Annotated in this window: 39 protein-coding genes; 14 read left to right on the top strand and 25 right to left on the bottom strand. The window is 40.0% G+C overall.

The features are described 5' to 3' along the window. Nucleotide 1: 1 nt before the first annotated feature. From PROVALCAL_RS19705 to PROVALCAL_RS03560, 8 genes are all read right to left on the bottom strand, one after another. The gene (locus tag PROVALCAL_RS19705) at nucleotides 2-151 is read right to left on the bottom strand and encodes a hypothetical protein (RefSeq protein ID WP_006657751.1); all 150 of its coding nucleotides are present in this window, start codon (nucleotides 149-151) and stop codon (nucleotides 2-4) included. After that, entirely contained in the window at nucleotides 148-1,878 is a 1,731-nt protein-coding gene (locus PROVALCAL_RS03590) for a terminase large subunit (protein WP_006657750.1), read from the bottom strand. Before PROVALCAL_RS03590 ends, PROVALCAL_RS19705 begins: the two co-directional genes overlap by 4 nt. Then, nucleotides 1,875-2,369: a phage terminase small subunit P27 family gene (locus PROVALCAL_RS03585; RefSeq protein WP_006657749.1), complete on the bottom strand. Its 495-nt coding sequence runs from the start codon at nucleotides 2,367-2,369 to the stop codon at nucleotides 1,875-1,877. Before PROVALCAL_RS03585 ends, PROVALCAL_RS03590 begins: the two co-directional genes overlap by 4 nt. Nucleotides 2,370-2,541: 172 nt before the next feature. Beyond that, entirely contained in the window at nucleotides 2,542-2,895 is a 354-nt protein-coding gene (locus tag PROVALCAL_RS03580) for an HNH endonuclease (protein WP_039861567.1), read from the bottom strand. A gap of 376 nt (nucleotides 2,896-3,271) precedes the next feature. Then, nucleotides 3,272-3,469 carry a hypothetical protein gene (locus PROVALCAL_RS03575; RefSeq protein ID WP_165480216.1) on the bottom strand — a complete coding sequence of 66 codons (198 nt, stop codon included), beginning with the start codon at nucleotides 3,467-3,469 and terminating at the stop codon, nucleotides 3,272-3,274. A gap of 422 nt (nucleotides 3,470-3,891) precedes the next feature. Next, the gene (locus tag PROVALCAL_RS03570) at nucleotides 3,892-4,347 is read right to left on the bottom strand and encodes a lysis protein (RefSeq protein ID WP_006657743.1); all 456 of its coding nucleotides are present in this window, start codon (nucleotides 4,345-4,347) and stop codon (nucleotides 3,892-3,894) included. Nucleotide 4,348: 1 nt separating this feature from the next. Continuing rightward, nucleotides 4,349-4,834, bottom strand: coding sequence for a TIGR02594 family protein (locus PROVALCAL_RS03565; protein WP_006657742.1), 486 nt, complete (start codon nucleotides 4,832-4,834; stop codon nucleotides 4,349-4,351). Continuing rightward, nucleotides 4,827-5,132 carry a phage holin family protein gene (locus PROVALCAL_RS03560; RefSeq protein ID WP_006657741.1) on the bottom strand — a complete coding sequence of 102 codons (306 nt, stop codon included), beginning with the start codon at nucleotides 5,130-5,132 and terminating at the stop codon, nucleotides 4,827-4,829. The genes PROVALCAL_RS03565 and PROVALCAL_RS03560 overlap by 8 nt, the downstream gene beginning before the upstream one ends. A 718-nt stretch (nucleotides 5,133-5,850) precedes the next feature. Here PROVALCAL_RS03560 and PROVALCAL_RS03555 point away from each other — a divergent pair. Together PROVALCAL_RS03555 and PROVALCAL_RS03550 are read left to right on the top strand one after the other, a co-directional pair. Further along, nucleotides 5,851-6,672: a hypothetical protein gene (locus PROVALCAL_RS03555; protein WP_039861566.1), complete on the top strand. Its 822-nt coding sequence runs from the start codon at nucleotides 5,851-5,853 to the stop codon at nucleotides 6,670-6,672. Nucleotides 6,673-6,695: 23 nt separating this feature from the next. Then, nucleotides 6,696-7,181 carry a hypothetical protein gene (locus PROVALCAL_RS03550; protein ID WP_006657739.1) on the top strand — a complete coding sequence of 162 codons (486 nt, stop codon included), beginning with the start codon at nucleotides 6,696-6,698 and terminating at the stop codon, nucleotides 7,179-7,181. A 24-nt stretch (nucleotides 7,182-7,205) separates the two neighbouring features. On the opposite strand, the gene PROVALCAL_RS03545 is transcribed toward PROVALCAL_RS03550, so the two are convergent. The 14 genes from PROVALCAL_RS03545 to PROVALCAL_RS03490 all read right to left on the bottom strand — a co-directional run bounded on the left by PROVALCAL_RS03545 (nucleotide 7,206) and on the right by PROVALCAL_RS03490 (nucleotide 13,180). After that, entirely contained in the window at nucleotides 7,206-7,553 is a 348-nt protein-coding gene (locus PROVALCAL_RS03545; protein ID WP_006657738.1) for an antiterminator Q family protein, read from the bottom strand. A 32-nt stretch (nucleotides 7,554-7,585) separates the two neighbouring features. Beyond that, nucleotides 7,586-8,125, bottom strand: a complete 540-nt coding sequence (locus PROVALCAL_RS03540) for a DUF968 domain-containing protein (RefSeq protein WP_006657737.1) — start codon at nucleotides 8,123-8,125, stop codon at nucleotides 7,586-7,588. Continuing rightward, the gene (locus tag PROVALCAL_RS03535) at nucleotides 8,122-8,496 is read right to left on the bottom strand and encodes a RusA family crossover junction endodeoxyribonuclease (RefSeq protein ID WP_006657736.1); all 375 of its coding nucleotides are present in this window, start codon (nucleotides 8,494-8,496) and stop codon (nucleotides 8,122-8,124) included. Before PROVALCAL_RS03535 ends, PROVALCAL_RS03540 begins: the two co-directional genes overlap by 4 nt. Next, on the bottom strand, nucleotides 8,481-8,885 hold the full coding sequence (locus PROVALCAL_RS03530) for a hypothetical protein (protein ID WP_006657735.1): 405 nt from the start codon (nucleotides 8,883-8,885) through the stop codon (nucleotides 8,481-8,483). Before PROVALCAL_RS03530 ends, PROVALCAL_RS03535 begins: the two co-directional genes overlap by 16 nt. Then, nucleotides 8,878-9,060, bottom strand: coding sequence for a hypothetical protein (locus tag PROVALCAL_RS03525; protein ID WP_006657734.1), 183 nt, complete (start codon nucleotides 9,058-9,060; stop codon nucleotides 8,878-8,880). Before PROVALCAL_RS03525 ends, PROVALCAL_RS03530 begins: the two co-directional genes overlap by 8 nt. Next, nucleotides 9,057-9,512, bottom strand: coding sequence for a hypothetical protein (locus tag PROVALCAL_RS03520; RefSeq protein ID WP_006657733.1), 456 nt, complete (start codon nucleotides 9,510-9,512; stop codon nucleotides 9,057-9,059). Before PROVALCAL_RS03520 ends, PROVALCAL_RS03525 begins: the two co-directional genes overlap by 4 nt. Next, nucleotides 9,509-10,042 carry a phage N-6-adenine-methyltransferase gene (locus tag PROVALCAL_RS03515; RefSeq protein WP_006657732.1) on the bottom strand — a complete coding sequence of 178 codons (534 nt, stop codon included), beginning with the start codon at nucleotides 10,040-10,042 and terminating at the stop codon, nucleotides 9,509-9,511. Before PROVALCAL_RS03515 ends, PROVALCAL_RS03520 begins: the two co-directional genes overlap by 4 nt. Next, nucleotides 10,042-10,287: a hypothetical protein gene (locus tag PROVALCAL_RS03510; RefSeq protein WP_006657731.1), complete on the bottom strand. Its 246-nt coding sequence runs from the start codon at nucleotides 10,285-10,287 to the stop codon at nucleotides 10,042-10,044. The genes PROVALCAL_RS03515 and PROVALCAL_RS03510 overlap by 1 nt, the downstream gene beginning before the upstream one ends. Continuing rightward, complete coding sequence (locus tag PROVALCAL_RS03505) at nucleotides 10,284-11,345, bottom strand: conserved phage C-terminal domain-containing protein (RefSeq protein WP_006657730.1); 1,062 nt, start codon at nucleotides 11,343-11,345, stop codon at nucleotides 10,284-10,286. Before PROVALCAL_RS03505 ends, PROVALCAL_RS03510 begins: the two co-directional genes overlap by 4 nt. Next, the gene (locus PROVALCAL_RS19190) at nucleotides 11,345-11,524 is read right to left on the bottom strand and encodes a DUF4222 domain-containing protein (RefSeq protein ID WP_192941393.1); all 180 of its coding nucleotides are present in this window, start codon (nucleotides 11,522-11,524) and stop codon (nucleotides 11,345-11,347) included. The genes PROVALCAL_RS03505 and PROVALCAL_RS19190 overlap by 1 nt, the downstream gene beginning before the upstream one ends. Beyond that, nucleotides 11,514-11,690 carry a hypothetical protein gene (locus PROVALCAL_RS19700; RefSeq protein ID WP_006657728.1) on the bottom strand — a complete coding sequence of 59 codons (177 nt, stop codon included), beginning with the start codon at nucleotides 11,688-11,690 and terminating at the stop codon, nucleotides 11,514-11,516. The genes PROVALCAL_RS19190 and PROVALCAL_RS19700 overlap by 11 nt, the downstream gene beginning before the upstream one ends. Before the next feature lie 82 nt (nucleotides 11,691-11,772). Beyond that, nucleotides 11,773-12,231: a YmfL family putative regulatory protein gene (locus tag PROVALCAL_RS03500; RefSeq protein WP_039861565.1), complete on the bottom strand. Its 459-nt coding sequence runs from the start codon at nucleotides 12,229-12,231 to the stop codon at nucleotides 11,773-11,775. 14 nt (nucleotides 12,232-12,245) lie between these two features. Next, nucleotides 12,246-12,908: a hypothetical protein gene (locus PROVALCAL_RS03495; protein ID WP_006657726.1), complete on the bottom strand. Its 663-nt coding sequence runs from the start codon at nucleotides 12,906-12,908 to the stop codon at nucleotides 12,246-12,248. Nucleotides 12,909-12,958: 50 nt separating this feature from the next. Next, nucleotides 12,959-13,180 carry a helix-turn-helix domain-containing protein gene (locus tag PROVALCAL_RS03490; protein ID WP_006657725.1) on the bottom strand — a complete coding sequence of 74 codons (222 nt, stop codon included), beginning with the start codon at nucleotides 13,178-13,180 and terminating at the stop codon, nucleotides 12,959-12,961. A gap of 41 nt (nucleotides 13,181-13,221) precedes the next feature. Between PROVALCAL_RS03490 and PROVALCAL_RS03485 the strand changes: the two genes are divergently transcribed. The 12 genes from PROVALCAL_RS03485 to cspD all read left to right on the top strand — a co-directional run bounded on the left by PROVALCAL_RS03485 (nucleotide 13,222) and on the right by cspD (nucleotide 20,875). After that, nucleotides 13,222-13,884, top strand: coding sequence for a helix-turn-helix domain-containing protein (locus PROVALCAL_RS03485; RefSeq protein ID WP_006657724.1), 663 nt, complete (start codon nucleotides 13,222-13,224; stop codon nucleotides 13,882-13,884). Nucleotides 13,885-14,234: 350 nt separating this feature from the next. Continuing rightward, entirely contained in the window at nucleotides 14,235-14,465 is a 231-nt protein-coding gene (locus PROVALCAL_RS03480) for a hypothetical protein (RefSeq protein WP_006657723.1), read from the top strand. A gap of 30 nt (nucleotides 14,466-14,495) precedes the next feature. Next, nucleotides 14,496-14,681 (top strand): carbon storage regulator CsrA, encoded by a 186-nt coding sequence (gene csrA / locus PROVALCAL_RS03475; RefSeq protein WP_006657722.1) that lies wholly within the window; start codon nucleotides 14,496-14,498, stop codon nucleotides 14,679-14,681. Nucleotides 14,682-14,825: 144 nt separating this feature from the next. After that, nucleotides 14,826-15,728, top strand: a complete 903-nt coding sequence (rdgC, locus tag PROVALCAL_RS03470; RefSeq protein ID WP_006657721.1) for a recombination-associated protein RdgC — start codon at nucleotides 14,826-14,828, stop codon at nucleotides 15,726-15,728. 83 nt (nucleotides 15,729-15,811) lie between these two features. Next, entirely contained in the window at nucleotides 15,812-16,576 is a 765-nt protein-coding gene (locus PROVALCAL_RS03465; protein ID WP_006657720.1) for a hypothetical protein, read from the top strand. 17 nt (nucleotides 16,577-16,593) lie between these two features. Continuing rightward, nucleotides 16,594-16,797, top strand: coding sequence for a hypothetical protein (locus PROVALCAL_RS03460; RefSeq protein WP_006657719.1), 204 nt, complete (start codon nucleotides 16,594-16,596; stop codon nucleotides 16,795-16,797). A gap of 10 nt (nucleotides 16,798-16,807) precedes the next feature. Next, entirely contained in the window at nucleotides 16,808-17,146 is a 339-nt protein-coding gene (locus tag PROVALCAL_RS03455) for a hypothetical protein (RefSeq protein WP_039861564.1), read from the top strand. Nucleotides 17,147-17,633: 487 nt separating this feature from the next. Then, nucleotides 17,634-18,179, top strand: a complete 546-nt coding sequence (locus PROVALCAL_RS03450; RefSeq protein WP_006657716.1) for a phiTE_072 family protein — start codon at nucleotides 17,634-17,636, stop codon at nucleotides 18,177-18,179. Further along, nucleotides 18,166-18,963, top strand: coding sequence for a DNA adenine methylase (locus PROVALCAL_RS03445; RefSeq protein WP_006657715.1), 798 nt, complete (start codon nucleotides 18,166-18,168; stop codon nucleotides 18,961-18,963). The genes PROVALCAL_RS03450 and PROVALCAL_RS03445 overlap by 14 nt, the downstream gene beginning before the upstream one ends. A gap of 31 nt (nucleotides 18,964-18,994) precedes the next feature. After that, nucleotides 18,995-19,231: a hypothetical protein gene (locus PROVALCAL_RS03440; protein WP_006662242.1), complete on the top strand. Its 237-nt coding sequence runs from the start codon at nucleotides 18,995-18,997 to the stop codon at nucleotides 19,229-19,231. Then, nucleotides 19,221-20,354 carry a phage integrase Arm DNA-binding domain-containing protein gene (locus PROVALCAL_RS03435; protein WP_006657713.1) on the top strand — a complete coding sequence of 378 codons (1,134 nt, stop codon included), beginning with the start codon at nucleotides 19,221-19,223 and terminating at the stop codon, nucleotides 20,352-20,354. The genes PROVALCAL_RS03440 and PROVALCAL_RS03435 overlap by 11 nt, the downstream gene beginning before the upstream one ends. Nucleotides 20,355-20,644: 290 nt before the next feature. Then, complete coding sequence (gene cspD / locus PROVALCAL_RS03430) at nucleotides 20,645-20,875, top strand: cold shock domain-containing protein CspD (protein ID WP_006657712.1); 231 nt, start codon at nucleotides 20,645-20,647, stop codon at nucleotides 20,873-20,875. A 102-nt stretch (nucleotides 20,876-20,977) separates the two neighbouring features. Here cspD and PROVALCAL_RS03425 read toward each other — a convergent pair whose 3' ends face one another. The 3 genes from PROVALCAL_RS03425 to PROVALCAL_RS03415 form a co-directional block, all read right to left on the bottom strand. Then, nucleotides 20,978-21,913: a DUF1177 domain-containing protein gene (locus PROVALCAL_RS03425; RefSeq protein WP_006657711.1), complete on the bottom strand. Its 936-nt coding sequence runs from the start codon at nucleotides 21,911-21,913 to the stop codon at nucleotides 20,978-20,980. A 230-nt stretch (nucleotides 21,914-22,143) separates the two neighbouring features. Beyond that, on the bottom strand, nucleotides 22,144-22,890 hold the full coding sequence (locus tag PROVALCAL_RS03420) for an IclR family transcriptional regulator (protein ID WP_006657710.1): 747 nt from the start codon (nucleotides 22,888-22,890) through the stop codon (nucleotides 22,144-22,146). Beyond that, nucleotides 22,887-23,720, bottom strand: coding sequence for a nitrilase-related carbon-nitrogen hydrolase (locus PROVALCAL_RS03415; RefSeq protein ID WP_006657709.1), 834 nt, complete (start codon nucleotides 23,718-23,720; stop codon nucleotides 22,887-22,889). The genes PROVALCAL_RS03420 and PROVALCAL_RS03415 overlap by 4 nt, the downstream gene beginning before the upstream one ends. Between the last annotated feature and the right edge of the window lies 1 nt (nucleotide 23,721).

The raw sequence follows: 23,721 nt of genomic DNA, 5'->3' as shown, positions 1-23,721 counted from the left end.
ATCACCTCCTCATCGCCGCAAATAATGCATAAATGACCCACACAGAACCACCAAGTATTAATGTATTCGGCAGTCCGTATTTAAGATAACAACCCGCCATCACCGCACAAAATCCCGCTAATGCAGTAATATCAATAAAGAGATTTTTCATAGGAATAGTAAGTCTTCGTCTGGATCTATGGATGCGAGAAAATCACTTTCTTCGTGAAGCATGGCTCGACCAATAGCCATAATTAATGCCACAGCTCCATCAATTTTGTTTTCGTTTTGCTCTTTGATAGGTCTTACCACATCGTCATTACCGGGTAAGAATTTGCCAACAACATTACCGATACACCATGTCATGATAGGATTGCCATCATGATGAAAACGCCCTGAAGCAATTGCAGCCTCAAGCTCTTTCATGGGATCAGACATATTTGTGTAGTTTTGCACGATGGTGATAGGGTTTAATCCCTCATCAGCCAGTTGATGAGATAAATTTGTCGCCCCGTGAGGATCAATAGGGCTTTCATCAATCGGATTACTCAAATTATCAGCTTTTGCATCCTCCAATATAACGCGATAATCAATTTCAGCCCCATCCGTTAATGTTAAGTGCTTCGTTTCAACCCATTTTTTAAAGCGTTCAGCCGTTCGTTGATTTTCAATATCTGCACCAAAAACAGCATCGTAAGGCACATAAAAACTCGGAGAAATGCAGTAATAATGCCGTTTTCCCTCAATATCTCGTGTAAACAATTTAACGCGGGAATTCATATCCAGCTTTCTCGCCAGGTCGAGCGCCTGAACGCAGGATTGCCCTTCAAACATCTCTATCGTGAGTGTTTTGTCTTCACATTCACGCCAACTGAGCATATTGAAATAGGCCGAACGCGCGGAAACCCAAATATTCAAATGTTTCGTCTTAAATATACTGGCAAGTCTTGGGTTGTTTTTAGCGCGATTTTGCTGACTCATTAAAAAATCGCTGTAAACAGAAATCCCCATATTCGGATTCGCTTTCTTTAGTACCTCGGGATCTGCCCAATCATCCCCATCATCAATGGTATAAATCACCCCAAATAATTCATCGTTCGGTACAGTACCATTGAGCATTTCAATGACTTCTCGTCGCTTGTCATAACAAGGACCTTCAATGTTATATCCCGCCGTCGTAATTGCCCACATTAACGGCTGACGCCTAGCTCCCATCCCGGTAAGCATGGTTGTGTAAAGTGAATCCGTATCATGTTCATGGTACTCATCCACAATGGCACAGTGAGGAGATTGACCGTCCCCGGGATTACCAATTAATGGTTCAAATCGAGCACCGTCTTCTGGGCGATTCATATTTTTCGCATTGACTTCAATACCAAATGCTTCAATTAACAAAGGAGTACGCTTACACATTAACTTCGCAGGTCGAAAGACTTCCCACGCCTGCTTTTCCGTCGTCGCACCAGAATACACTTCAGCACCAAATTCGTTATCACAAGTGAAACAATACAACGCAACACCTGCCGAAATGGCTGATTTGCCATTTTTACGCGGAATTTCCGTATACACTTCCCTAAAACGTCGAAGCTTTGTTCCTTTATGCACCCACCCAAACGCGCTGCACACAATAAAAAGTTGCCAAGGCTCCAACGTAATAGGCATCCGCTTAAATGCCCATTCCCCTTTTGTATGAGGTAATAATTGAATAAACTTAGCGGCTTTTTCGGCTAAATCTTTATCAAAGCGATAACGGAATTTTGTGTTTTTTTCTTGTGCAATATCGTTAATATGTCGCTGACAAGCATCTCTAACATATTGGCATGCGGTGATCTTGCCACGCACCACATCACGCGCATATTGGTTAGCCGCATTGACATTGGGGTAAGATTTACGACTCATGAAGTAATAATTCTCATAAATGGGTTATCGTGTTTCGTCTGTCCAGCCGCGCCAATAAGCCGCTGCCGACTGCTCGGATCTAAACCCAGCATGGCGCCCGTGCGGTCCATTTCACTTTCTTGATCTTTTTTTGTGGTTAAATCTGGGTTTTTAATCGGTCCACCTGTTGCACCCGTTAAGCGAGTACCATCTCGCATGATGGCGATCACAGCATGACGCCAGAGATGATAAGCAACACACCAACGTTCAAGAACAGCCAAATCGGTAATACACAAAAGACCTTGCCCACAAAGTTCTTTTATTGTGAGCTCCCACATCACCACGGCAAGTTCTAGCTTGTTTTCAATAAACCACTCGGGAGGTGCAACTCCTTTTAATGGAGTAAATACGGGTTCATCTTTGTTTAATGCCCGTTTCCCCGGATTGCCGGCTAATTCTTTTCTGGCAGTAGGCTTCGGGCGACGACCAGATTTACCCGGCGTGCCAGCCATAAAAAAACCTCCAATAATTCGGATTCAGTTCAAAAAAAGGTGATTTATCGAGCTAATTTTAATTTTATTTTTCGCGGGTATAAAAATTCGATTGAAGCGGCGGTACTTTAGGGCGAAAGTGGTAGGGATTTGACCCGCCCCTCCCCCTTGTGAGTTGTCGCTCATATAGCGGCTATCTTCTGGTTCGTTCGCTTGCAGTCTTACGTTTATGACACGACCAACACAATGCTTGCAGATTGCTATCGTTATCGGTACCGCCATGCGCTTTGGGTTTAATATGGTCTACCGTCTTGGCATCTACAGCTCGACCAGACCTTAAGCACTCTTGGCATAGATGCTTATCACGATGCAAAACACGAGCACGTATTTTGTCCCACTTGACCCCATAACCACGCTCATGACGGCTCTTACCTTGCTGGTGGTTTTCCCAGCCTGTATTCATGTGATCTTGGCAATAGCCACTGCGATCGGTTGTTGTTTTACGACAGCCGCACTTACGGCAAGCTCGTGCTATACGTGGGGGCATAAGCAACCTCAAATAAAAAATAACCAGCTATTTGTTTAGTGTTTTTTGTTTATCCACCCTGCAACTAAAAAACAAAGCAACAGCAGATATCACTAGGATACTTGCAATAAACAGCCGAAAAGAGGATCCATTAAGAGCTATTGAATTTTTTTCTCCAAAAATTTATATTAGCAAGCGTAATGAGATTATTTTTTCATACATAGCCTTTCATTACCCGCAGGTATCTGCGGCTTTTTTTATTCTTCAGGAACACTTTTATCCAACTCTTCACGAAATTGAACTGGTTTATCGAATCCTTGTGCTGACATAGCATTTCTCCATTAAGAAGCCCCACGATTACAAGGCTTGTTATTGTTAAACTACCCGTACTGCTTTCTTATGGACTACTTGATTGACTTGCCCATCTTGATAAACCATTCATGTATGGTGTGAACTGATGAAGAAAGTCAGCCAAATCCAATAACCAATCAGGAAACCAATTACGAACAGCTACGCGGCACTCACCATGAACATCTCCGACATAGATTGGCACAATCCCCATGAATAAAGCGTAATGGTCGTAATCCTGCTTCATCTGTTCCCTCGTCAAGTGATTGAATATCGCCATTAAATGCCACCTTCAGTTAATCAAAAACATCAAAACAATCGATTGAATAAAAAATATCTCATTGATTTATCATCAAAAAATTATTTTCCTTCATATTCCCTATGTGAAATATTGAAAAATATCAGCTGATAAATTTAAATTTAGGACGTTAATGGGAACTCTTGTTAGCTTAGTAGCTCATGTATGTTGTCACACCTTCGTTTGTTGACTGCCCCCTCATTGGACACTTGAGGGGTTTTTTTTATCTATTTGCAACTCTTTGACTAGATGTTCAGCGAGTTTTTTTGAGAATGCTTTGGCGTATCGACTACCAATATCACCGTCGTCATACTCAGCGGGATCGTACGCCTTCAGAAATGCTTCAATTTTTACCGCTAATACTTATTCACTCATCGTAAACACTCCGTTCTAATGTAATTCTGCAAATACAAAGTTTGCTTTTCGTTCTCTGTCATCATTTCTCTGAGACGCCAATAATCTTGTTCAACTGATTCACTAAGTCGTGCGGAGGCTTCATTGCTTCCGCTTTCGGCTGTATTCGCTTTGGGCTTTGGACAGTCAGCTTTGACGTACACGCGCTTAGCGCCATTGCGAACATCATTACGCAACTTATCAATTTCAGCTTTTGCATTTGTGAGTTCCGTTGTGTGTTTGGTGTCGAGTTCGTGAAGGGAGTTAATGCGTTTTTCGTAGTCTACGTTGATAGCAATTTGCTCATCACGTTGCTTTGTTAGGGTTTTATTATCATCTTCGAGCTTGTAAATTTTTCCTGCTTGCGAATCGATAACCACTAGCAATAGAAACACCAAAATAGCCGACCCGCCATAAATTAGCCATTTGTTCATATCACGACTCTTTCACTGATAAGGCTGCGTCACCAATCGGTAACGGTCGGTTGTCAATCGCCACACCTTTCGGATAGCAATACCCCGTTACTCGGGATGTCTCAAACGCTTTGATATTGACAGCATCGGATTGATTACCGCCCAATACCAGTAATGAGCCTGATTCTGTCTTGCCAACAACGAAACCGACATGACCACCTCCAGTACGAGAGAAAGTAACAATGCAACCGTATTTAGGTTCGGATAGCTTCACTCCATAATTCAGGTATGAACGAGAGAAGTCTGAACGCGTGGAACGAATACCCGCACGCTCTAACATTGCATTCACGAAACCAGCACACCATGGCACCTTATCATCCGTTCCCACTAAACCGGACAACTTACTATCTCGCCAGTACTGGTCAATGCGAGGATTCGATGCTGCACCTTTAATTTCGCGTTGACCGATTTCTTTTCTCGCTTCAACAAGCCATTTAGGTTCATTCATCTGACACCTTCCTTAAAAAACGCCTCTCTAATGCGCTAACCACAGCTGCACCAGACCACCCAGCTAAACCTGCTGCTCCACCAGCAATTTCAGCTTGCCAAACATAGTAACTTGCAGCCAATAACACCATTGAGCCCGCAAACATAGAAACAACGACCTGGGCAATAAAAAGCCCAAACCTAAATGGCTCACCTTTCAGTACTTTATTGGCATAGCTTGCAGTACCACCAAAAAATGTCATTACGCCAACCAAGATAACGGTTAGCCAATTTATATTATTAGGTTCTTTATATGGCATGCGCATATCCACCCTCAAAGGAGTGTTCCGTAATTAAAGTTAATAGAAAGCCGCACACAATCCCTGAATATCAATGAAGTGTATGATTAGAATTCTGTGGCAGCGTATACGAAAAAAGCCGCACTAGGCGACTTGTTGAATAAGGTGACTGATATAGCTCAGTCTGGCTGTCTTGCGCTAACAAGACTCTATGGCTACTGGATAAATTGAACTATCCGGAAATTCCGAGAGAGTTGAAATAGAAGGGCATAACGTGGCTATCGCAAGATTGGATAGACGGTTAAGGTGCTCACCCGCAATGTCGGCATTTCTGCTAATGAAAGTTTTCCATTACGATTAATTGCAGCTTATTAAGATTTGACTTAAATCACATAAATATCATTCAGATATGGACAATTTTTTTTGTGATAATTAAATTTACACCCGATATAGTTTTGCATTTTAAACACATTCTCGCTTGTACTATTAGTTGTACCTCCAGCTGGTTTTGAACAACCGGCTTTTTTTGTCCTATTGTGCATGAACACACATGTCACTCTGACCAAACGTAACAGCAAGTCTTATGTGAATTTCAGGCATAAAAAAACCCCGACTGGCGAGGTTTCATTCTATAAGTTAGGTGACAACGTATTCGCTCTTATCACAATATCAATAATTTTGCGTACGCGTTAGTATTTTAATACAATACTTAAACTAAATTTCACAAATGGACCCTACTATGAATTTTTCTTACTCAAAAGAAGATGGATATACTAAAAAATGTTTAGTTAGAGCTTTCAAAGTAAACACATCTAGTACAGATGTGCTTTTCGACCAAATATCTAATTCAGATAAATTTAAAGTTGATAAAGTAATAAAAATAAGTAAAGAAAAACACCTAAAACTTAAAGAGTTTTCAACTAAAAAAGATATTCATTACATGCACTTTGCTTTATATAACCCAAAAGAGCAAGTATCTATAACGCCACCAAAAAAGAATGCTAGCGACTTACTTGAAGTTGAGAACTTAGATAGCCTTCACGCTTTTTTCCTAATTAAAGATAATCATATTGCTTCATTAATGCAGATATCTACCAACTGGTGTGAAAATAAAATTGCTACTATTTTTGAGCAATTTGGCATAACTATCACCCCAACCCCTGTATTAGAGAAAAAAGTAATAGAAAAAATTAAAGAGCAAAAATTTAGAGCTTTGCATATAGATATCGCTGTAGAACAATCTGACTTTGTCAAAGCTCCGTCAATGTTCGCCTCAATATTCAAAAAAGAACCAAAAACTAGAACAAAAGGAATTTCGGGACATCTAAAAATTGATGCCTCTGGAAATGCGGAAATAGCTCAATCTATAGAAAAAAATCCTGCAAAATGGATTGCTGATTTATCATCAGATTTTTATATTGAGACCAAAAAAGGTGAAAGAATCTATGGGGATGACATGAAGCTGACAAAAACCTATTTTGCGGTACCTTATGGTTCTAAATCTATAAATGCAAAATATGCCAAAGAAATTCTAGAGGATTTTGTTGAAAAAGAGCTATAATCAAAGAGACAAAGGGGGCTAACATGTTCAACGAACTTAATATAAAGGGAATACTTGCAACATCATTGAATGTTTTAGCCTCAGCAGCATTTTCATACTTTCTTACTTATAGTTTGACCAATAACAATGATGCATTAAATCTAGTCGCTAACGTATTTTCTATTCTCTCTGGATTTTTGCTGTTAGTGATAACTATGTCTGGTGAAAATTCAACAATCATGAACGGTCTTTCACTACTTGATGCGGCTAATCAAGAAAGGCGTTTTCTAATGCGCTTTACTAAGTATTATATGTTATTTTTGCTTTATATATTGACACTTGCCTTAATTTTTATTTTTTATTTGCTATCTAAAGACACTCAAAATAAAAATGAGTATTTTTTGTTTTTAAAATCATTTATTGGATATTCCATTTCTTTTTTAACATGCTTTTCATTTATTCAATCAACATTTATTCCATTGAAAATAAAAGCATTATTTGAAGAGAAAAAAGAGTTGAGCAAAAAATAAGCCGCAATTGCGGCTTTTATAATCTCAAACTAAAATAAAACATAAACAACCATTTATAAATCCCATAGCTGATTGAAGTTCTTTTCTTATTGTACCATCAGCACATTTCCTCTTTTTAGCTATAGAACGTAACGAAATCCCAACAACAAAATGGGCGATAATTAATTCGTACTCTTTAGGTTGATACTTTTTTAAGCAAGAAATACAGCTGTCTAAAAGTATGCCTTCATCATCATCACATTGAAGGCGAGATTTCCTTGTATTTGGCAATAGTCCTTTAAATCCCGCTGCTATAGGTTGCCAATCAACACCGCTATTTTCTGATGCAGCCCATGCTCCCCAAAGCTCCAATCTTGTTTGAATATCTCTCATGCAATAATCTCCGCCACGTTCCGCATAACGTACTAACCGAACACACCCTGACTGATAGACTGATTTAAAAATTTAAATAACAACATTAACTGACAGCCATTCTCTTGTTCCCACCCCTTCGGATCTTTGTGTAACTCGCTGTGGTGAACTCGACATAGTGGAATAGTAAATAAGTCATGCGCTTTTGTTCCCATACCACCCAATCCGTAACCTATAATGTGATGAGCGTCATCTGCTGTTGATCCACAAACACAGCAAGGCTGTGATTTAACCCATTTCAGATAATCTTCACTTGTCCAGCGTCGAGACTTTGGTTTTTTCATAAAACTTGCTGGTGGCTCAGGATCTACGGTTAAATTTAATACAGCTTTTGATACCCGTTCATCCTTAAACTCGTCGCTGAAGTATTGTGATGGGAGAGATAACCGCCCTGATGCCAGTTCCCTCAATTCATCTGGTACAGGCATCAACAACATTCGTTCCATAAATTCATTTGAATAATGCCCAGGCTTAAACATTACAATACCAATCTCCGGAACACGGATCGGCGTTAATAGCCAAAAATCTGTCATACAACATTACCTATCGGTCTTATCGTTATCTCAAAGCGTCCACCTTTCACAACATCACACCAAGCAATATCCGCATGTTTGACTTGATCATCGTCTTTCCAAATGTTCGCGTGTGTCAGTGCGTCAAATGGGGCTTTCAAATAATTATCAATGTCTCTTCTGTGGCTTGTTGGTGGGAACATTTTTACCGTCACTGAAACAATTCCAGTTATGGCGTCTGATCTCCTCGGTAATTGCTGATAGATCGCTGCTATCGCACTCGCCCGATATCGACGCCCCTTTTCACTGATTAACGTTTTACCTTTAAGGTTTCGCCAGTACGTATTAACGCTTGGAGGAAAGGGCAGTGTTAAGCTTACAGATCCAGACATAGTTGCCCCCCACCAGAAACTATGGAGAATGCCCTGCCGTTTGCATTTAAATACTTGCCCCAATGAGCTTTACGGATGATTTCAGCTTGTTCGATAGTAAAGCTCGCCTCACGCAAGCCACCTTTATGACGTCGAACCATAAAGCCTTTCGCATATAGCGGTTGGCAAATAGGGCAATAGTCGACAGTATCCATAAACCCTGCTGAACCGCAGAAAAAGATATTGCTTTGCCATGTCGCACACTCTCGGCACATTGGTGCATCACAGGTGTGATGTTTTCTTAGTGTTATTATGCTGCCGTTTTCATCCTCTTCGGCATCAAAACCAAGAACAAAATCACATAAAAGCGTTGCCTTACCGCCGCAAAACATGCACTTGTTACTAGCCATTCGATACCACCATATTCCAAATCTTTACTGCTTCGGGCTTATCATTTATCGCTGGACCTTTCTTCCCACAGCCATGGCAATAAACATAAAACCAAGTCCGATACTCCAGTGTTTCAATGTGGAGATCCTCACTCCCACACTTACACTGATAAATTTCAGGAAGCTGGTCTTTCATGCGCGAACTCCCGCTAACAGTTTGTCCAAATGCATCAATAGCGAGCTACCAAGTCCATCAACACAGGCTTTTTTAACAACTATCATTTCGCCCAAAGAATCCTGCTTTTTCTTTTTAGATACCTCTACTGAATGATTGGCTACTGACTGAACTTTTGTTTTTTTCGCCACATACTTATCTAATTTTTTTCTATCACACTCTGATTTAGCCTTTTTTAATTTCGTCACAGCATAAGGCGTTACTCGATAGTGATTAGCAATGGCACCTTTACTATTACGATTGAATTTACCGATGAACTTTACACACCCAAGCTCGGACATAACCTCTAACAATCTAGGTGCTGAATGTGGACTAATAGCGCATCCACTTACCAACATTTTGACGGTGAAATTATCGTAACCACGCATTGCCTTAATTAAATCAATCCCTTGTCGGTACATATAATCTGTCATGCTGCAACTCCTAAAATCGAATAACCAATCTCCATTAATCGTTTTTTAGATACATGTGTTGTCACTCTCTTTGGCTCAGTAAACGGTCTCCAAATAAGGAACATCGACCCCTTATTATTTCCCCGCTTTTCTTTGCCTGTCGTCGGATCTACAAAGTTAATACGCCCATCAATGACAACTCGTATTTCATCAACGCTCTTTAATGCCAGTGAAAACCATGACGTAGATTTATCTTCTGGGACTAACATCACGATCGGCTGATTCTGTTCTAGGTATTGCTCCGCGGCTTTCTCAACCCAAGGCTTGATATTGCTGTAAGGCGGGTTACACCAAATGGCTCCTTTGCTAAACCACTCCTGCTTTAGTGCGTCTTGTTCTTGCGTGAAAAAATCAACACATAACGCATTCTGCTTACTCGCTGCAACATCCAGCCAAAAACCAAATTCTGCTGTCATCGCCTCAAATAGCCACTGAGGTGTTTGATAACAATCTTTGTCTGCTGGAGCTGTATGACTCGCATAAACTGCCATTAGATATCACCTCGCTGCTGGTGGTATTCAAAACACAACCGAATTCGCTTATAACGAATATCAACACCTAAAGATGCCGTAGCTAAATGCATTCCTCGCCTGCGGAGCAATACCAGTAATTTTCGATCCCTTTTGCAACGCTTTCTAAGCTTGCCAATTAGCCACCAACGGCGTAGTTGATGCCACACAGCAACTAAACCCAAAACATCTACACCGTAAATTTCTTTAGACTCGCAGTGCATCATACCGCCGTCTCCCTTGCTGCTTGTTCTGTTGCTCGTTGCCAAATACTTACCCATGCCTTGCGTCCAACAAAATCACTCATACGACGTATGCCAGACTTACCCGCTAGCTCTGCCGCAATTTCTTCGATGCGATTTCGAGGTTTAGAATGGGATCCAATGATGCGAGTGAATGCTTCGTCACGCTGAACTGTGTCGATTCTTACTGTGACTTCACCTGGCTTTCGCCATTTGCCATCAATTCGCACAGGTCTGCCTTGCTGATGCCATTTTTTTGAGCATTGGCAATAACTCTCAAATTTTTCTTCACCAAATACCGTTAACGGTCGGAGGTTATGAGCGTATTCAGGATCATTCAGCCATTTAGCTGTCAGGTAGTCAGAGACTTGATTTAGCTCATCCACCGTATACCCTTCAGCTAACCGAGCCTTGATATACCCCATAGTGGTCTTCTTGCCCTGATAGCTTGAATTCGTCACTTTATTGAAATGGTCTAAAACCATTTTCGCGTCGTCTGGCTCAGCATGAGCCTGACAAGAAGAGTTACTCTCTGTTGTAATCTCTGTAGTATTCTCTGTAGTACTCTCTGTAAGATCAGACCAATTTGACCCGTTCGATGAGGTCATTTTGACCCGTTCAGAACGTTTCATTTTGCGCTTATCGATAAGGTCATTTTGACCTGTTCGAATGGCTTTCGGTGACCTGCTCGATGAGGTCAATTTGACCTCATCGGATAACAACGTATGCTCGTAATTTATCGAGTAATAATTTGTGCGGTCATGGTTGTGTTTATTGATTTGATCAATACTTAACACGCCCAATTTCTTTAAATTAGTAAATGCACGCTTGATTGTTGATTCCGAGAGATACGGAAATTGTTCTCGCCATTCCTCAATGGTGTTATATATCCAGCGACGACCTTTATACTCTATTCCTGATGCCGTTTCAGATAACCAGTATTGAACCTGCTGAAGCAATAAAGCTTCACTCAAACCTAAACGCACAGCCAGCTCTGGAATAACAATTTGGGGGCGAGTTTTCAGTAATAATAAACAGCTCATTACTTCACCCTTGTGAACTCTGACTTGAACTTATACAAAGGTGCGAAACACTCATGCTCATAACCGTCACGCAAGAATATGACCCATTGCTTGACTCGGTCATAACGAATGACTCGAACATGGCGACCGCGCTTATCCAAATAAATACGATTGAGATTATTGACGTCTTCATTGGACACGTTCCCCTCTCCCGTAAGTAGAGTTGAAGTCATCTACTAACCAGCGCATAAACTGGTAGTTGGTTTCTTGATAACCGTTTGGTACTTTAATCTCATAGACGAAACGGTTTCCGCACATTAACGCTCGTACTTGCGGACGACTCGTTAAATTTGCTAAGCTACTCATGCTAATTACTCCACAAATGTTTTTAGCGACCCCGACGCCTCGGACCGCATATCTGGGGCGTCAACCTTTCTAGCTATACTCATCATTTCCCAACCCCATATACCGTTTCTAGTGAGTTAACAAAACCAAGCTCATAGGCATTAACTTTCCCCTGTTTGCGTCTGATTGCAGTGATTTCATCAAGAGTTAACTTCCCATCAGAAATGCATTCCTCGATAAAAATATTTAAATCACCCTGCATCGCATTTAATTTCATGCGGATATCAAATAACTCAACCTTATCAAGTTGCTCTGCTTCAACTTTCGGTGCAGGTACCATCCCATGACGATTCATGTGGTACTCCACCAGCAACTTAGTGCCTGATAGCTCTTCCATTGCTTCAAGCTCATCGTTTTCAAAAAAGCGACAACCGTTTTTTTCATACAACTTATTGTTGAAAGTGGTTTCAGAAATGCCCAAAGCGCCAGCCATTGCAGAACGCCCACCGGGAAATACCTTGCACATTTCTTTCACGACTTCTTTTAGTGTTTGTTTGCTCATAATTAAAATTCCTATTAAAACCAAAGCCACTGACAGAGTGTTTTGCGTGGAGTGGTGTAATGCTTATTAGGATTATTTCGATGAAACCTCTTAGCCTTAAGTGTATGTAGCTTCATCCAGCGCTTACGCTTTGCTAAAATGCGAGGGCTAATATATGAACCCAAAATAATCCCTAACGGGATCATAACTAAAGATATCAATAACATACCGATAATGGATGATTTAAAATGTTCGATGTCCTCTTGAGTAATCTCGTCTTGTTCTTCAAGTCCAGCTTCAGCTTTATTACTTTCTTTTGGGCTGTATTTTCTTTTTTCTTGGGTACTTGGCTCGGTCATTACCTCGCTAGAGCTAGAGATAAACGCAAAGAATTCAACACTATTGCTGACCCTTTGTTTTTGAAATTGGATAAATTCCTCGAAGACTGCAGTGGAGGAATAAGGGATATGCCTAATATCAATAAAGATGAATTTCGAGCTCTCCGCCTTCACCTGACCAAAAGAAAGTGTGTAAATTACAATGCAGCTGTAGATGACTTTTTTCAGGCTCTTAAAGCAAATGAACTTTACGAAGATGATTGGATTTTTCCCATACTCAAAGATCCTGACAATATGATTCCGAAGATTAATAATCTTCTGCGTTTTATAAAGCACCGTTAATTTATTTACGCTGTACATATCTACAATTCCGTTGTTTTCTTAGTAGTTAACTCTGTTAGTTGGTTTTGTTATTGTTTGCCTGTTCCAATTAATTCATAAAGGTCTGGCCTTATTTCATGAGGTAAGACTGCATTGTTGGTAGCTTTCACAATAGACATAACCAATCTTGCATCTACACCGCCACCATGAAGCCATCGCCAAACCGTCGGCTGGCTCACGCCACACAGGTCAGCTAATTTTTTTTGCCCCCCAGCAATATCAATTGCTTTTTGAATTGCTTTGTTTTTCATTTTTTAACCCTTTTAGTATTGTCGTGAGATAAATAATAGCAATGAGTATTAATTTATACAATAGCAATGGGAATTTGATTTTTAATACGCATGACTATAAATTCGCATTCATGAAAACGACACTGTCTGAACGCCTCCAAGAGGCTATGAAATATAGGGGTAACATGACGCAAGGTGCTTTAGCTGAAGCATCGGGTGTTGCTCAGCCCACAATCTGGCGCTTAGTGAATGGAAAAGCTAAAGGATCGGTAAAATTAGTTGATATAGCTAATGCTCTTGGCGTGAATGTTGATTGGCTGGCAAATGGCATCGGCGAAATGGAAGGCCCTAATAGCGAACAAAAGTTTAGACTAGATAAATCTCTTAACATTTCAGTTTGGGATGAGTCTGGCGAAACTGATGATTTCGTCATATCCCCTATGGGTAAGCCATTACCATCTTATCGTGCGTATGTACTGAGCCGTAATACTGGGTGCGCTGAGGCACCGAACGGAAGTATTGCTATCGTAGATACTGAGATAACACCAGGAACGGGGGATCTGGTGATAGCACAGGTTAACAATTCTATTTCTGTATATAAATTTTTAGATGGTGGTAGTCACGGCTTCCTATCAGTTGATGATAACAGAGTGCCATTAATTGAGTTATCCTCTGCACAATTTATCGGTGTTGTCGTCTTTCTTGTTCGTGATTTCAGAAGGTAGCTTGTTTTTTCTTTTTGACTAACAAGCACCTCTCTATACTCACCAGCTCCATTCCTCACCAAAACTATCACCATCGTCTCATTCCTCTCGAATATAACATTATAGCTTTTGGTTACTTACTGTATATTTATACAGTAAATTGTTTTATACTTTATATTCTCAGGTAAAATTTGCAAGAATTATTCTATGTTAATTCTAATACCCTTTCGTATTTTTTTGAAAATGAAAAAATAACCTCTTAGATTTCATTACCATACACATCACACCAAAATATACGCAATATACCTATTGCTATATTTAATACTCGTTGCTATATTTACCTTATCAATACAAACGACTAGGTGGGTACAATGCAAACCAATTCAAATGAACCAATCGTAACCTTTAGTGTGCCAATGTCGCAGGAAGATGCACAAGCATGGATTCTGCAAAAGGCTGCTGAATTCAATACGCTGGAGTCGCTTAAGGCTAAACAAGCTCAGTTAGAACAAGATAAAGTCGAACTGCAGCGCAAAATTGAAAGGCTCGATGATGAGATTTTCGAGCAGACCGAACGCTGTAAAGTCACTATTAGTGCTTAGTTGATTTAACTTTGTGGAGTAATTAGTGGAATGCTTATTTTAACCCGTCGTGCCGGTGAAACCGTTGTTATTGGTGATGATGTCAAAGTCACTGTTTTGGGAATCAAAGGATGCCAAGTGCGGATTGGTATCGAAGCACCAAAAGATACAAGTATTCACCGCGAAGAAATTTATCTTCGGATCCAAGCTGAAAATAATAATGCCGTTGCTAGTTAGTAGTTTTTGGCGGTGCCATGCCGCCTCTTTTTCTAAATATAAATAAGACCATTGGCGTCAGTCCATACGGGTAAATATGTACTTAATTACTGTCAGTGGTCTTATTTATATTTGTGGAGTTAATTATTATGCGGAGATTAGCAAATGAAACGTTTTCCAATTAGCAGTGTAGTTGTATTTAAGGCTGAATTACCAAATGCTGAAGCGCTAGAAAATCATTTAAAAGAATTACCTTTTGTTGATATTCTTGAGTCGCACTCTTTTAGCTATGGCTTTATTCCAAATAAAGTAACTGGTGAATTAGTCACACCAATTGAAGGTGGTTATATCATCAATTTCCGTATTGATGAAAAGATACTACCTAAAGCGGCTATCGCGTTCGAAATAAACAAACGCATTGAAAAACTGAAAGAACAAGGCATTACCGATTATCTTGTGCCTGAAATAAAGCGTATGGCTATAGATGAACTTCTAAAAATCGCATTAACAAAGACAAAAGTTATTACAGCGCTATACCATGTTTCCAAAGGCTTCCTCTTCATATCAACAACAAGAAAGCCAGATTATCAAGCACTGGTGGGTAGCTTAGTTAAAGTTTGTGGCACCGTAAAAACTGAAACATTTAACATCGATGATGCAAAAAACGGTATTACAACACGACTATCAAACCACATTGATAATTTATCGCCTGAAGAGTGTTTTGGTCATGACCTTCATCCCGGTAATTTCATTTTGCTACAACGTAAAGTTGATAAAAAACTTGAAACTGTAAAATACGATGCTGAACTTAATTTAATTCGTGAGCAAGTTAAAGATTCATTAGACAATCATTTCAAAGTAAGTCTAATTGAATTAAGCACCTTTGATTTAATTTTCAAACTTACAGATAACTTTGACTTTAAGAGCATCAAGCCACTAGCAAAAATTGAATGCGATGGTGATAAAGCATATCGATACCGACATACCAATGCTGTATTTATGTTTCACATGGTTAATACCATTGAGCTATTAATTGAATTATTAAAATATAAAGAAAAAACAGAATAGCTATTTAGCCAATACCAAGGAATTTAATTCTCTTTATTAAGAGACGGACTCTTATTATCTAAATTGTGTGTGGAGTATTAATTATGTCTAAAGAACTAACATTAAGTGAATTATTAACTCAGCGTTGTGTTGAGTTTGCAAATAGCGAACAAGCAGTAGAAATTATTGATAAGGGTATAGCTAACTTATTTAACAATGTTGTTGATGATGCTTTTCGTTCTTACGGCGACTTTGGAAAAGCATTTAAAAAGGCAATGGAAAGCGCCCTACCCACTAGCATAGAAGATATGGTTGATTTGAAAAAATACAACACGCTCGTTACTGAAAAAATGCGTAACTCTTGGGAGAAATCAGGAATCGAAACAGACTTACAGGAAAAGGTTGCCGCTTTAGTAAAAGATTTTGTTAGTGAGGAAGAATGCCCTAAATACATTAAAGCTTCCGATTTATGGGAGGCGTTTATTGAAGGTAATGCTAGCAACGCAATTGAAAATGGGTGGGATTCTCCACAGGTATTTTTTGATGATGAACGTGATGGATCTATTTTTGTTAGCTTGCACCCAGATGAGGCCACATCTTCATATAACTCAATAAGAGAAAGCGAATGTGATTATAGATTCTTTCTGAGTAGCGTCCGAGAAGATGGCTATGGAAGCGAATTATTTTTACATGAAGGTCATCAAGTATATGAGCTGTTTGGGGGTAAAGTTAAAGGTAATACTTTAGGCAAAAGAATAATTAACCCATATTCCCGTTTTGATAAATTAATCTTGAACCTCTATTACGGTGGTAGCTTATTAGTTTGGGATGAGTCACCAGAAGATATTTGCTACTGCAATGATTATTAATAACGAGGGGGTTAATCATGTCTAACGAAATTAAATTTGATGCAGATATATTACTCGAATCAGTTAACGCCCATGGTGCTGATGGTCATGTTTACAATGACACAAAAAAACGCGTCTTTAATGGCGCTCAAATACATACATCACCAGTAGTTAATATCGATACTTATCTTGCTGATGGATATATCCAGACAGTTAATTCAGTTTACAGAATTGTTGTATGAGGTAATCAATATGAAAACTCTACACGGGCGCTGTATTCAGCGCTGGAAACTACGATTTAAAGATGTTTGCGATTCAAAAGTTTCATCTTATTTCAGAAAGCGCGACTTAATGGGGTTTTGTCGTGAATCGGGCGTTATTACTGCCGATATGATGATTCAAAATATGGCTGAAGATAATGCTGCCGCAGATTTTCAAGGAGGTAAGTGTGGTTGGTCGCCTGAATGCTCAAAGTTCTTTGACGAGAACCGAGAAAAATACATGACCGAAGCACGTTTGTTTCTCAATGAAGAAGCTACTAACGACGAAATAGACGATTTAATCGAAGAAGAAATTTCAAACTGGAGTTAAAGCTCAGTGTCGGGATATAAAAAAAACCGCCATCTAGGGGTTATTAGATGGCGGTAAAGATTGCTTAGGTATTTCTACTTTCTCTATAAAAGCAATTTAATCATAGTTCATAACATGGATTTAACAAAAAAGTTAGATAAAAAATGCCGACGCATGGGGCATCGGCAATATGCTCAAAAGAAACTATTTAAAGGACGCTCCATTTTAAATGAGCTAAATAGAGATTACATCTAATCCACTCGAAATATAAGTGAATTTTCAGTGAAATATTTTACTCGATAGGATTAGCGTAATAGCGTAATAAATGAATATGAAATTAAAAAAAATGCCGACACATCGGTATCGGCAATAAAATAATGCGAGCTAATGTACTTCTCCAAATAATAAGCACTTAGAATATACACCTGAATTAACTGATACTTAACTCAATTTTAAGTGAAATTTTTTGCTCGATAGGATTAAATTTAAACAGTGAAGAGAAATAAATATGAAGGTTGAGCAATCACAAGTTACTAAGCTAGTAATAACAAATGTGAATAATCATGACCCTATTCATGTTTACCTTGAAGACTATGGCGATAATCGTAGAGGTCGTGTGACTATCAGTGAATTTAGTAAGTCATGGTCATGCTATTGGGGCGGTATGGGTATGTCTCTTACTGAATTTTTATTATGGATCACAAACCAATATTGGATTGGTTATTTGGACTCAAGCCTAGACAAGGAAATTGACGCTGATAATGAAGAAAATATCGCGTTTGTTAAGAAAGAAATAATGAAGTGTCGAAAAAAAAGAATACTAACTGAAAGTGACGCTCGCACCATGTTTGATGATCTCGAATGGATTGAAGATATTAAAGATGATGTTATTAATTGCACTTTTAGTAATAAATATAATGGGTTATTTGGTAATGATCCGTGGAGTGCTCCATGGCCTAAGCAGGAAAATAGCGATTATTGGAGGATGGAGTCACGTTTAAACGCTGTTCGTGAAGCACTCAAGCAAATGAAGGTGGAACATGACAATCATTAAACACCCGCTTATTCGCTACCATGGCGGCAAGTATCGACTTGCCCCTTGGGTGATTAGTCACTTTCCAGATCATCGTTGTTATGTTGAGCCATTTGGCGGGGCTGCCTCAGTTCTTTTGCGTAAATCTCGCTCGGAAGCTGAAGTTTATAACGATTTGGATGATGAAATAGTAAATCTGTTTCGCGTTCTGCGTGATAAAGATCAGGCTGAAAAACTTATCGATGCTTGTCTATTAACGCCCTACTCACGAACTGAATTTAATTGTGCTTATGAAATTTCTGATTGCTCTATTGAACGAGCACGTAAAACGATTGTTCGCGCCACTATGGGCTTTGGTAGCGCCGGTGCAACGAAAGGTAAAACCGGTTTTAGATTAGACACTAAACGTAATTCAGCGACAGCACAAAAGATATGGACACGTGCACCGGAAAACCTGCTCGCTGTTGTTGATAGATTACAAGGGGTATTAATTGAAAATCGTGATGCCATTCAGTGCATGAAAGACCATGATACCAGCAGTACCTTGCATTTTATTGACCCACCCTATTTACATGAAACAAGGAGTATGAGAAGCGAAACATATCGGTATGAAATGGATGAATGGGGCCACCAGCAATTAATCACTGTCGCTGTCCAGCTTCAAGGGAAAGTTATTATCTGTGGTTATGACAACGATCTATATAACAGCCAACTCTCGAGCTGGCGAAAAGAAGTAAAGACAACAGCAGCAAACGGGCATGCTGGTTCAGTAAAGCGTACCGAGTGTTTGTGGTTGAATTATTAGTCTGCATGCGGGCAGATATGTGGAGGTAATTATGTCTAGAATGGTATCTCTAGAAGCATGGGCAAAACTGGAATTCGGTGATGATGCGCCCAGCAAGCAAGTGTTATTGAAGTATGCGAAAGCGAACATGATGGTACCACCAGCCTTAAAAGTTGGTAAGAAATGGATGGTAGATCGTGATTCCCGCTGGGTGGGTATTGTTTCAAAACCTCAATTACCGAATTGCTCAAACGATAAACTTCAAAGGATATTATCTGATGGCAGCTAGACCCCGCGCTCATAAAATCACTATTCCAAATTTGTATCGGAAATTAGATAAACGAAACGGAAAGGTTTATTGGCAATATAAACACCCGTTAACAGGTAGGTTTCATAGCCTCGGCACGGACGCCGAGGAAGCCGAGCAAGTAGCCGCTCAAGCAAATGTGGTTATAGCTGAACAGCAAACAAAACAAATACTCAGTATCAATGACAGGCTTTCAAATATTAAAAATAAGAAAATTGGCATTAGCGTGTCCAATTGGATTGATAAATATTTAGAAATACAGCAAGAACGAATGGACCAAGGAGAGTTAAAGCTAAACTCATATAAGCAAAAAATTAAGCCGCTAAATCTATTTAAGCAACACTGCGGGATGATGTCCTTAAAAGATATAACTGCGCTTGAAGTCGTTAAAATAACAGACGAAGTAAAGGCGCTCGGGCATAACCGAATGGCTCAAGTAGTCAGATCCGTGATTGTTGATGTGTTTAAAGAGGCTCAGCATGTTGGCCATGTTCCACCAGGATATAACCCTGCTCTTGCAACCAAGAAACCTAGAAGCAAAGTGAAGCGAGAGCGCTTATCGCTGGATGAATGGAAGGCTATCTATCAGCAAGCAGCTATGCACCCTCATTACTTACAGCATGGGATGCTATTAGCTCTAATTACAGGGCAGCGCCTTGGTGATATCACAAAAATGAAATTCTCGGATGTTTGGGATGGAATGTTGCACATTGAGCAAGAAAAAACAGGGACGAAAATTGCCATCCCATTAACGCTGAAGTGTGATGCTATAGAAATGACGCTTGGTGATGTGATCTCCATGTGTAGGGATCTTGTTGTTAGCCCTTACCTACTTCACCATCGCCATTCTATTGCTAGGGGTAAAAAAGGCGGGGCAATATCAAATACCTCATTAACGACCGCGTTTAAAAATGCACGTAATAAATGTGGAATTACTTGGTCGAAAGGTGCTGAACCAACCTTTCATGAACAGCGTTCTCTTTCTGAAAGGATATATCGAGAACAAGGATTGGATACTCAAAGATTGTTAGGTCACAGGTCGAAAGTAATGACTGATAATTACAACGATGATCGCGGTAAAGAGTGGAAAATTGTCGTAATTTAAAGACTCAAATTTTTAAATGTTTTGGGGAGTATTTTTGGTGGGGTTTTGGGGAAGAAAATAATTGCTTATAAAACAAACAGAAACACCATAACACTCCTTATGCGTTTAATCATAATAAGAAAATCGATATTTTAATAAATCAATATATACAATAAGTTAAAAACAGATAAAAAATATTATCGAAATAAAACATTAATTTAATTTACGTGTAATGAAAAAACTCTTCTGGTATACATATGCATTTTATGCATGTATATAAACAGTAAGTAGCAAACTGAAAGGACAGAAATATGAATACAGGTACGGTGAAGTGGTTCAATAATGCGAAAGGTTTTGGTTTTATCTGCCCAACAGATGGCGGAGATGATGTATTTGCACATTACTCCACAATCCAAATGGACGGTTACCGAACACTGAAAGCGGGCCAGAAGGTTAACTATAGTGTTGGTGCTGGTCCTAAAGGCTCTCATGCTGACGTCATTATCCCAATTACTGAAAGCGGTGAAGAGAAAGCAGAATAAATTAGGGTAATAGAGCACAGTTAATTATTTTTAAGGGGTAAATAATTAACTGTGGCTATTTAAATTAAAACAGTTCCAAATTAAGAAAGCATGCAATAAATATTATTGTTCTTCCGTGGCTTGTAGATGGCGCATATCTCCATACAGTTCAGTTAATAACTGATATTGCTCTTCGTCATAAAAAGCGCACTTGCCTTCACCGAATTCTTTTGCCACTTCAATCATAAATTTTACGGTCGTTGCAATATCCACTTCATGACTCGCCCCCGTTGAACAACCCGGTACAACAGTTTCCGTACAAATTGCAACACCAACAACAGGTACTGTCGTCGAAACCGCTGGCTGCATGATACTGTTTAAATGATGAAGCCCATTACCATAAGGAGTGATATCTTGGATTGCTAGTGGGAAAGTGACCGCATTCTGTCCACTACTCCACTCCATTAAACGCAGCAAATCCTCAGAAACAGGCAGGATATATCCTGATTTAACCGTAGGTGATAGTGCGTACCCTTTATGGTTAATCAGGCGATTTCCTTTAGTCGTATCCACCGATAAAATCGCATCTGCTTCAGGAATGCTTTCGTGGAGATTCATCGTCACATCTTCCAACGGGGAATCCATAAAATCGACTGGAGTATGTGGACGAGTAGGTGCATTTGGGCAGATATGCGTGGTAATGATCACATCGCCTAATAACGTGTCACCTCGCTGCTGCATTTGCGCCAGTTTTAATCCTGTTGTGATGGCGGCGATTGCACCATCAGCATCAGAGACAACGCCAATGCGTGAAGGTCTTGCACCGAGTCCACCTAAACGCCCAATAATGCCGAGGGTTGGCGCATTTTTACCTTGAGACTTACCTTGTTGACCGGGGATCGTAATTCTGACGAAATCACTTTGACCTTTTTGATCGACGACAGTCGTTGAAATGACTTGAACCTCGGGGAAATCTTGAAACAACTGAACGACATCATGCCCACTTACATTCGCACAATCGAGTAGCTCATAAACGCACAAAGTTTGCTTTAGAGTCATTGTACTTCCTTTAATTCTAATTATTTTTTTCGAGTTTTAGAGCGAACGAGCACCAAAAGGGCACCCGTTCGCTCTGAATACCCCTTAACTAAAGACAAAGGGTATATTTCCTGATGAAGGCGTATTCACGCACTTTGAATGGTATTTAATTATTATTTACTGCGACTACTCATTACTGCTTACTGAACTTTTACGACTATTTTTACTGCTTTATATCACAAGGCTTTTGACTACTTGGCACTACGCTCTAGCCAATAAGGATCGCCTACCATGCAACCTAGATAAGACGCCTTACGGCAAAGGTCTTGAGACAGCTGTGTCATTATCTCATCGGTCATTTGCGACTCTGGAAGACTTAAACACAACGCATACAATGTATTTTGTGAAGGGTCGTACACCGTACTGGATACGGAAGCGACACCTGCAACTGACTCATTGACTGAAAACTCCCAACCGCGTTGTGTAATCGCGTCAATACGCTCTTTTAAACGGGACCGTGTGTCTTCAGGTTCTAAATTAATTAAGTTTGTCCGTTCATTGACGGGTAATCGTGCTAATAACGCACGTCCAGTTGAGGTTCCGCCAATCGGTAAACGAGTTCCTGGCTGCGTAATGACTTGCAGCATACTGTTACCAAATCGTGCATGTACGACACGCACTTTATCTTCGTCTAATGCGGAAACATAACTGGTAAACCCAGTATCTTTCGTCAAACTGTCTAATACTTCCAACGCCATATCGATTAAATGGTTCATGCCTCGAGCCCGATGGGCAATTTCCATAATCAATAACCCTGGACGATAAATCGGTGCGTTATTTTTCTTTTCGAGCAACCCCAGTTCTGCCATCTGCTTTAACAGACGTGAAGCAGAACTTTTAGGCATGGACAACTCATTTACCAATGTAGTCACCGTGAGCTCATCACCTGAACGTAAAAATAGGCGAAACACATCGACAACACTTGTTAAAATACTCATACCTGCATTTCCTGCGCCAGTAAGCCATAATTTAGAGGCTTTCTGTCTCTTAAATAAGGCACATTTAATCGCGTATGTGCTTGAAGGCGAAAATCAATTTCACCGACTAATAGCGCTTCACTTTCACAAGATGCCTCGCATAGCACTTGCCCTCGTGGACCGACAATTTTACTACCACCAAACAGGTGTAAATCTTCTTCATGTCCCCAGCGATTAACCGCCAGAAGATGAGTCCCATTTTCTAATGCACGACATGCCGTATTGATATCCCACATATCTCGGTCTTGAATACACCACGCTGAAGGCGCAATCAATAACTCCGCACCTTGTAACGTGAGGATCCGAGCGACTTCAGGGAATCCCATGTCATAACAAATCATCACACCTATCTTACCGATGGGTGTCTCAAACACGGGGAAGCTATCCCCGCTTTTGAACCATTGTTTTTCAATACCAAACGCATGAACTTTACGAAATACACCACTGATATTTTCACAGCCTGGATTCCATACACCCACCGCGTTGTAAACTTCACCAAGACGCTCACCGCGCTCAGCAAACCCTGACACAATCGTAATATCTAAGCGGGAAGCCAACTGGCTAAATAGGCAGTCAGTTTCACTGCCTTCAAAATCGCTTAAATCCCATAATTTTGTGGATAATAGATCGCCCCGATAACCCGTTGTCGCCAACTCTGGGAAACAGATTAATTTAGCGCCTTGAGATGCCGCCTGCTCGCACAGTTGCGCCATACGCTGCAAATTACCTGTTTTATTTCCGAGCTCAGAATTAAATTGAGCCAAAGCCACTTTTACTCGGTTATCGGTCATC

It is taken from the genome of Providencia alcalifaciens DSM 30120, from assembly GCF_000173415.1.
GTDB lineage: Bacteria > Pseudomonadota > Gammaproteobacteria > Enterobacterales > Enterobacteriaceae > Providencia > Providencia alcalifaciens.
Note: the sequence above shows the minus strand (reverse complement) of the source record. Positions and strands in the feature narration are given on the sequence as shown.

Bases quoted from the DNA above. Each gene is read 5' to 3' on its own strand.
- PROVALCAL_RS03460 (WP_006657719.1), top strand. From the start codon at position 16,594: ATGTCTAACGAAATTAAATTTGATGCAGATATATTACTCGAATCAGTT.
- PROVALCAL_RS03520 (WP_006657733.1), bottom strand. From the start codon at position 9,512: ATGACAGATTATATGTACCGACAAGGGATTGATTTAATTAAGGCAATG.
- cspD (WP_006657712.1), top strand. From the start codon at position 20,645: ATGAATACAGGTACGGTGAAGTGGTTCAATAATGCGAAAGGTTTTGGT.
- PROVALCAL_RS03570 (WP_006657743.1), bottom strand. From the start codon at position 4,347: ATGAACAAATGGCTAATTTATGGCGGGTCGGCTATTTTGGTGTTTCTA.
- PROVALCAL_RS03565 (WP_006657742.1), bottom strand. From the start codon at position 4,834: ATGAATGAACCTAAATGGCTTGTTGAAGCGAGAAAAGAAATCGGTCAA.
- PROVALCAL_RS03540 (WP_006657737.1), bottom strand. From the start codon at position 8,125: ATGACAGATTTTTGGCTATTAACGCCGATCCGTGTTCCGGAGATTGGT.
- PROVALCAL_RS03415 (WP_006657709.1), bottom strand. From the start codon at position 23,720: ATGACCGATAACCGAGTAAAAGTGGCTTTGGCTCAATTTAATTCTGAG.
- PROVALCAL_RS03425 (WP_006657711.1), bottom strand. From the start codon at position 21,913: ATGACTCTAAAGCAAACTTTGTGCGTTTATGAGCTACTCGATTGTGCG.
- PROVALCAL_RS03510 (WP_006657731.1), bottom strand. From the start codon at position 10,287: ATGATGCACTGCGAGTCTAAAGAAATTTACGGTGTAGATGTTTTGGGT.
- PROVALCAL_RS03465 (WP_006657720.1), top strand. From the start codon at position 15,812: ATGTCTAAAGAACTAACATTAAGTGAATTATTAACTCAGCGTTGTGTT.
- PROVALCAL_RS03555 (WP_039861566.1), top strand. From the start codon at position 5,851: ATGAATTTTTCTTACTCAAAAGAAGATGGATATACTAAAAAATGTTTA.
- PROVALCAL_RS03435 (WP_006657713.1), top strand. From the start codon at position 19,221: ATGGCAGCTAGACCCCGCGCTCATAAAATCACTATTCCAAATTTGTAT.
- rdgC (WP_006657721.1), top strand. From the start codon at position 14,826: ATGAAACGTTTTCCAATTAGCAGTGTAGTTGTATTTAAGGCTGAATTA.
- PROVALCAL_RS03550 (WP_006657739.1), top strand. From the start codon at position 6,696: ATGTTCAACGAACTTAATATAAAGGGAATACTTGCAACATCATTGAAT.
- PROVALCAL_RS03585 (WP_006657749.1), bottom strand. From the start codon at position 2,369: ATGGCTGGCACGCCGGGTAAATCTGGTCGTCGCCCGAAGCCTACTGCC.
- PROVALCAL_RS03455 (WP_039861564.1), top strand. From the start codon at position 16,808: ATGAAAACTCTACACGGGCGCTGTATTCAGCGCTGGAAACTACGATTT.
- PROVALCAL_RS03485 (WP_006657724.1), top strand. From the start codon at position 13,222: ATGAGTATTAATTTATACAATAGCAATGGGAATTTGATTTTTAATACG.
- PROVALCAL_RS03515 (WP_006657732.1), bottom strand. From the start codon at position 10,042: ATGGCAGTTTATGCGAGTCATACAGCTCCAGCAGACAAAGATTGTTAT.
- PROVALCAL_RS03535 (WP_006657736.1), bottom strand. From the start codon at position 8,496: ATGTCTGGATCTGTAAGCTTAACACTGCCCTTTCCTCCAAGCGTTAAT.
- PROVALCAL_RS19700 (WP_006657728.1), bottom strand. From the start codon at position 11,690: ATGAGTAGCTTAGCAAATTTAACGAGTCGTCCGCAAGTACGAGCGTTA.
- PROVALCAL_RS03505 (WP_006657730.1), bottom strand. From the start codon at position 11,345: ATGAGCTGTTTATTATTACTGAAAACTCGCCCCCAAATTGTTATTCCA.
- PROVALCAL_RS19705 (WP_006657751.1), bottom strand. From the start codon at position 151: ATGAAAAATCTCTTTATTGATATTACTGCATTAGCGGGATTTTGTGCG.
- PROVALCAL_RS03490 (WP_006657725.1), bottom strand. From the start codon at position 13,180: ATGAAAAACAAAGCAATTCAAAAAGCAATTGATATTGCTGGGGGGCAA.
- PROVALCAL_RS03560 (WP_006657741.1), bottom strand. From the start codon at position 5,132: ATGCCATATAAAGAACCTAATAATATAAATTGGCTAACCGTTATCTTG.
- PROVALCAL_RS03445 (WP_006657715.1), top strand. From the start codon at position 18,166: ATGACAATCATTAAACACCCGCTTATTCGCTACCATGGCGGCAAGTAT.
- PROVALCAL_RS03575 (WP_165480216.1), bottom strand. From the start codon at position 3,469: ATGAAGCAGGATTACGACCATTACGCTTTATTCATGGGGATTGTGCCA.
- PROVALCAL_RS03420 (WP_006657710.1), bottom strand. From the start codon at position 22,890: ATGAGTATTTTAACAAGTGTTGTCGATGTGTTTCGCCTATTTTTACGT.
- csrA (WP_006657722.1), top strand. From the start codon at position 14,496: ATGCTTATTTTAACCCGTCGTGCCGGTGAAACCGTTGTTATTGGTGAT.
- PROVALCAL_RS03590 (WP_006657750.1), bottom strand. From the start codon at position 1,878: ATGAGTCGTAAATCTTACCCCAATGTCAATGCGGCTAACCAATATGCG.
- PROVALCAL_RS03495 (WP_006657726.1), bottom strand. From the start codon at position 12,908: ATGTACAGCGTAAATAAATTAACGGTGCTTTATAAAACGCAGAAGATT.
- PROVALCAL_RS03580 (WP_039861567.1), bottom strand. From the start codon at position 2,895: ATGCCCCCACGTATAGCACGAGCTTGCCGTAAGTGCGGCTGTCGTAAA.
- PROVALCAL_RS03500 (WP_039861565.1), bottom strand. From the start codon at position 12,231: ATGAGCAAACAAACACTAAAAGAAGTCGTGAAAGAAATGTGCAAGGTA.
- PROVALCAL_RS03545 (WP_006657738.1), bottom strand. From the start codon at position 7,553: ATGAGAGATATTCAAACAAGATTGGAGCTTTGGGGAGCATGGGCTGCA.
- PROVALCAL_RS03525 (WP_006657734.1), bottom strand. From the start codon at position 9,060: ATGAAAGACCAGCTTCCTGAAATTTATCAGTGTAAGTGTGGGAGTGAG.
- PROVALCAL_RS03450 (WP_006657716.1), top strand. From the start codon at position 17,634: ATGAAGGTTGAGCAATCACAAGTTACTAAGCTAGTAATAACAAATGTG.
- PROVALCAL_RS03440 (WP_006662242.1), top strand. From the start codon at position 18,995: ATGTCTAGAATGGTATCTCTAGAAGCATGGGCAAAACTGGAATTCGGT.
- PROVALCAL_RS03480 (WP_006657723.1), top strand. From the start codon at position 14,235: ATGCAAACCAATTCAAATGAACCAATCGTAACCTTTAGTGTGCCAATG.
- PROVALCAL_RS03530 (WP_006657735.1), bottom strand. From the start codon at position 8,885: ATGGCTAGTAACAAGTGCATGTTTTGCGGCGGTAAGGCAACGCTTTTA.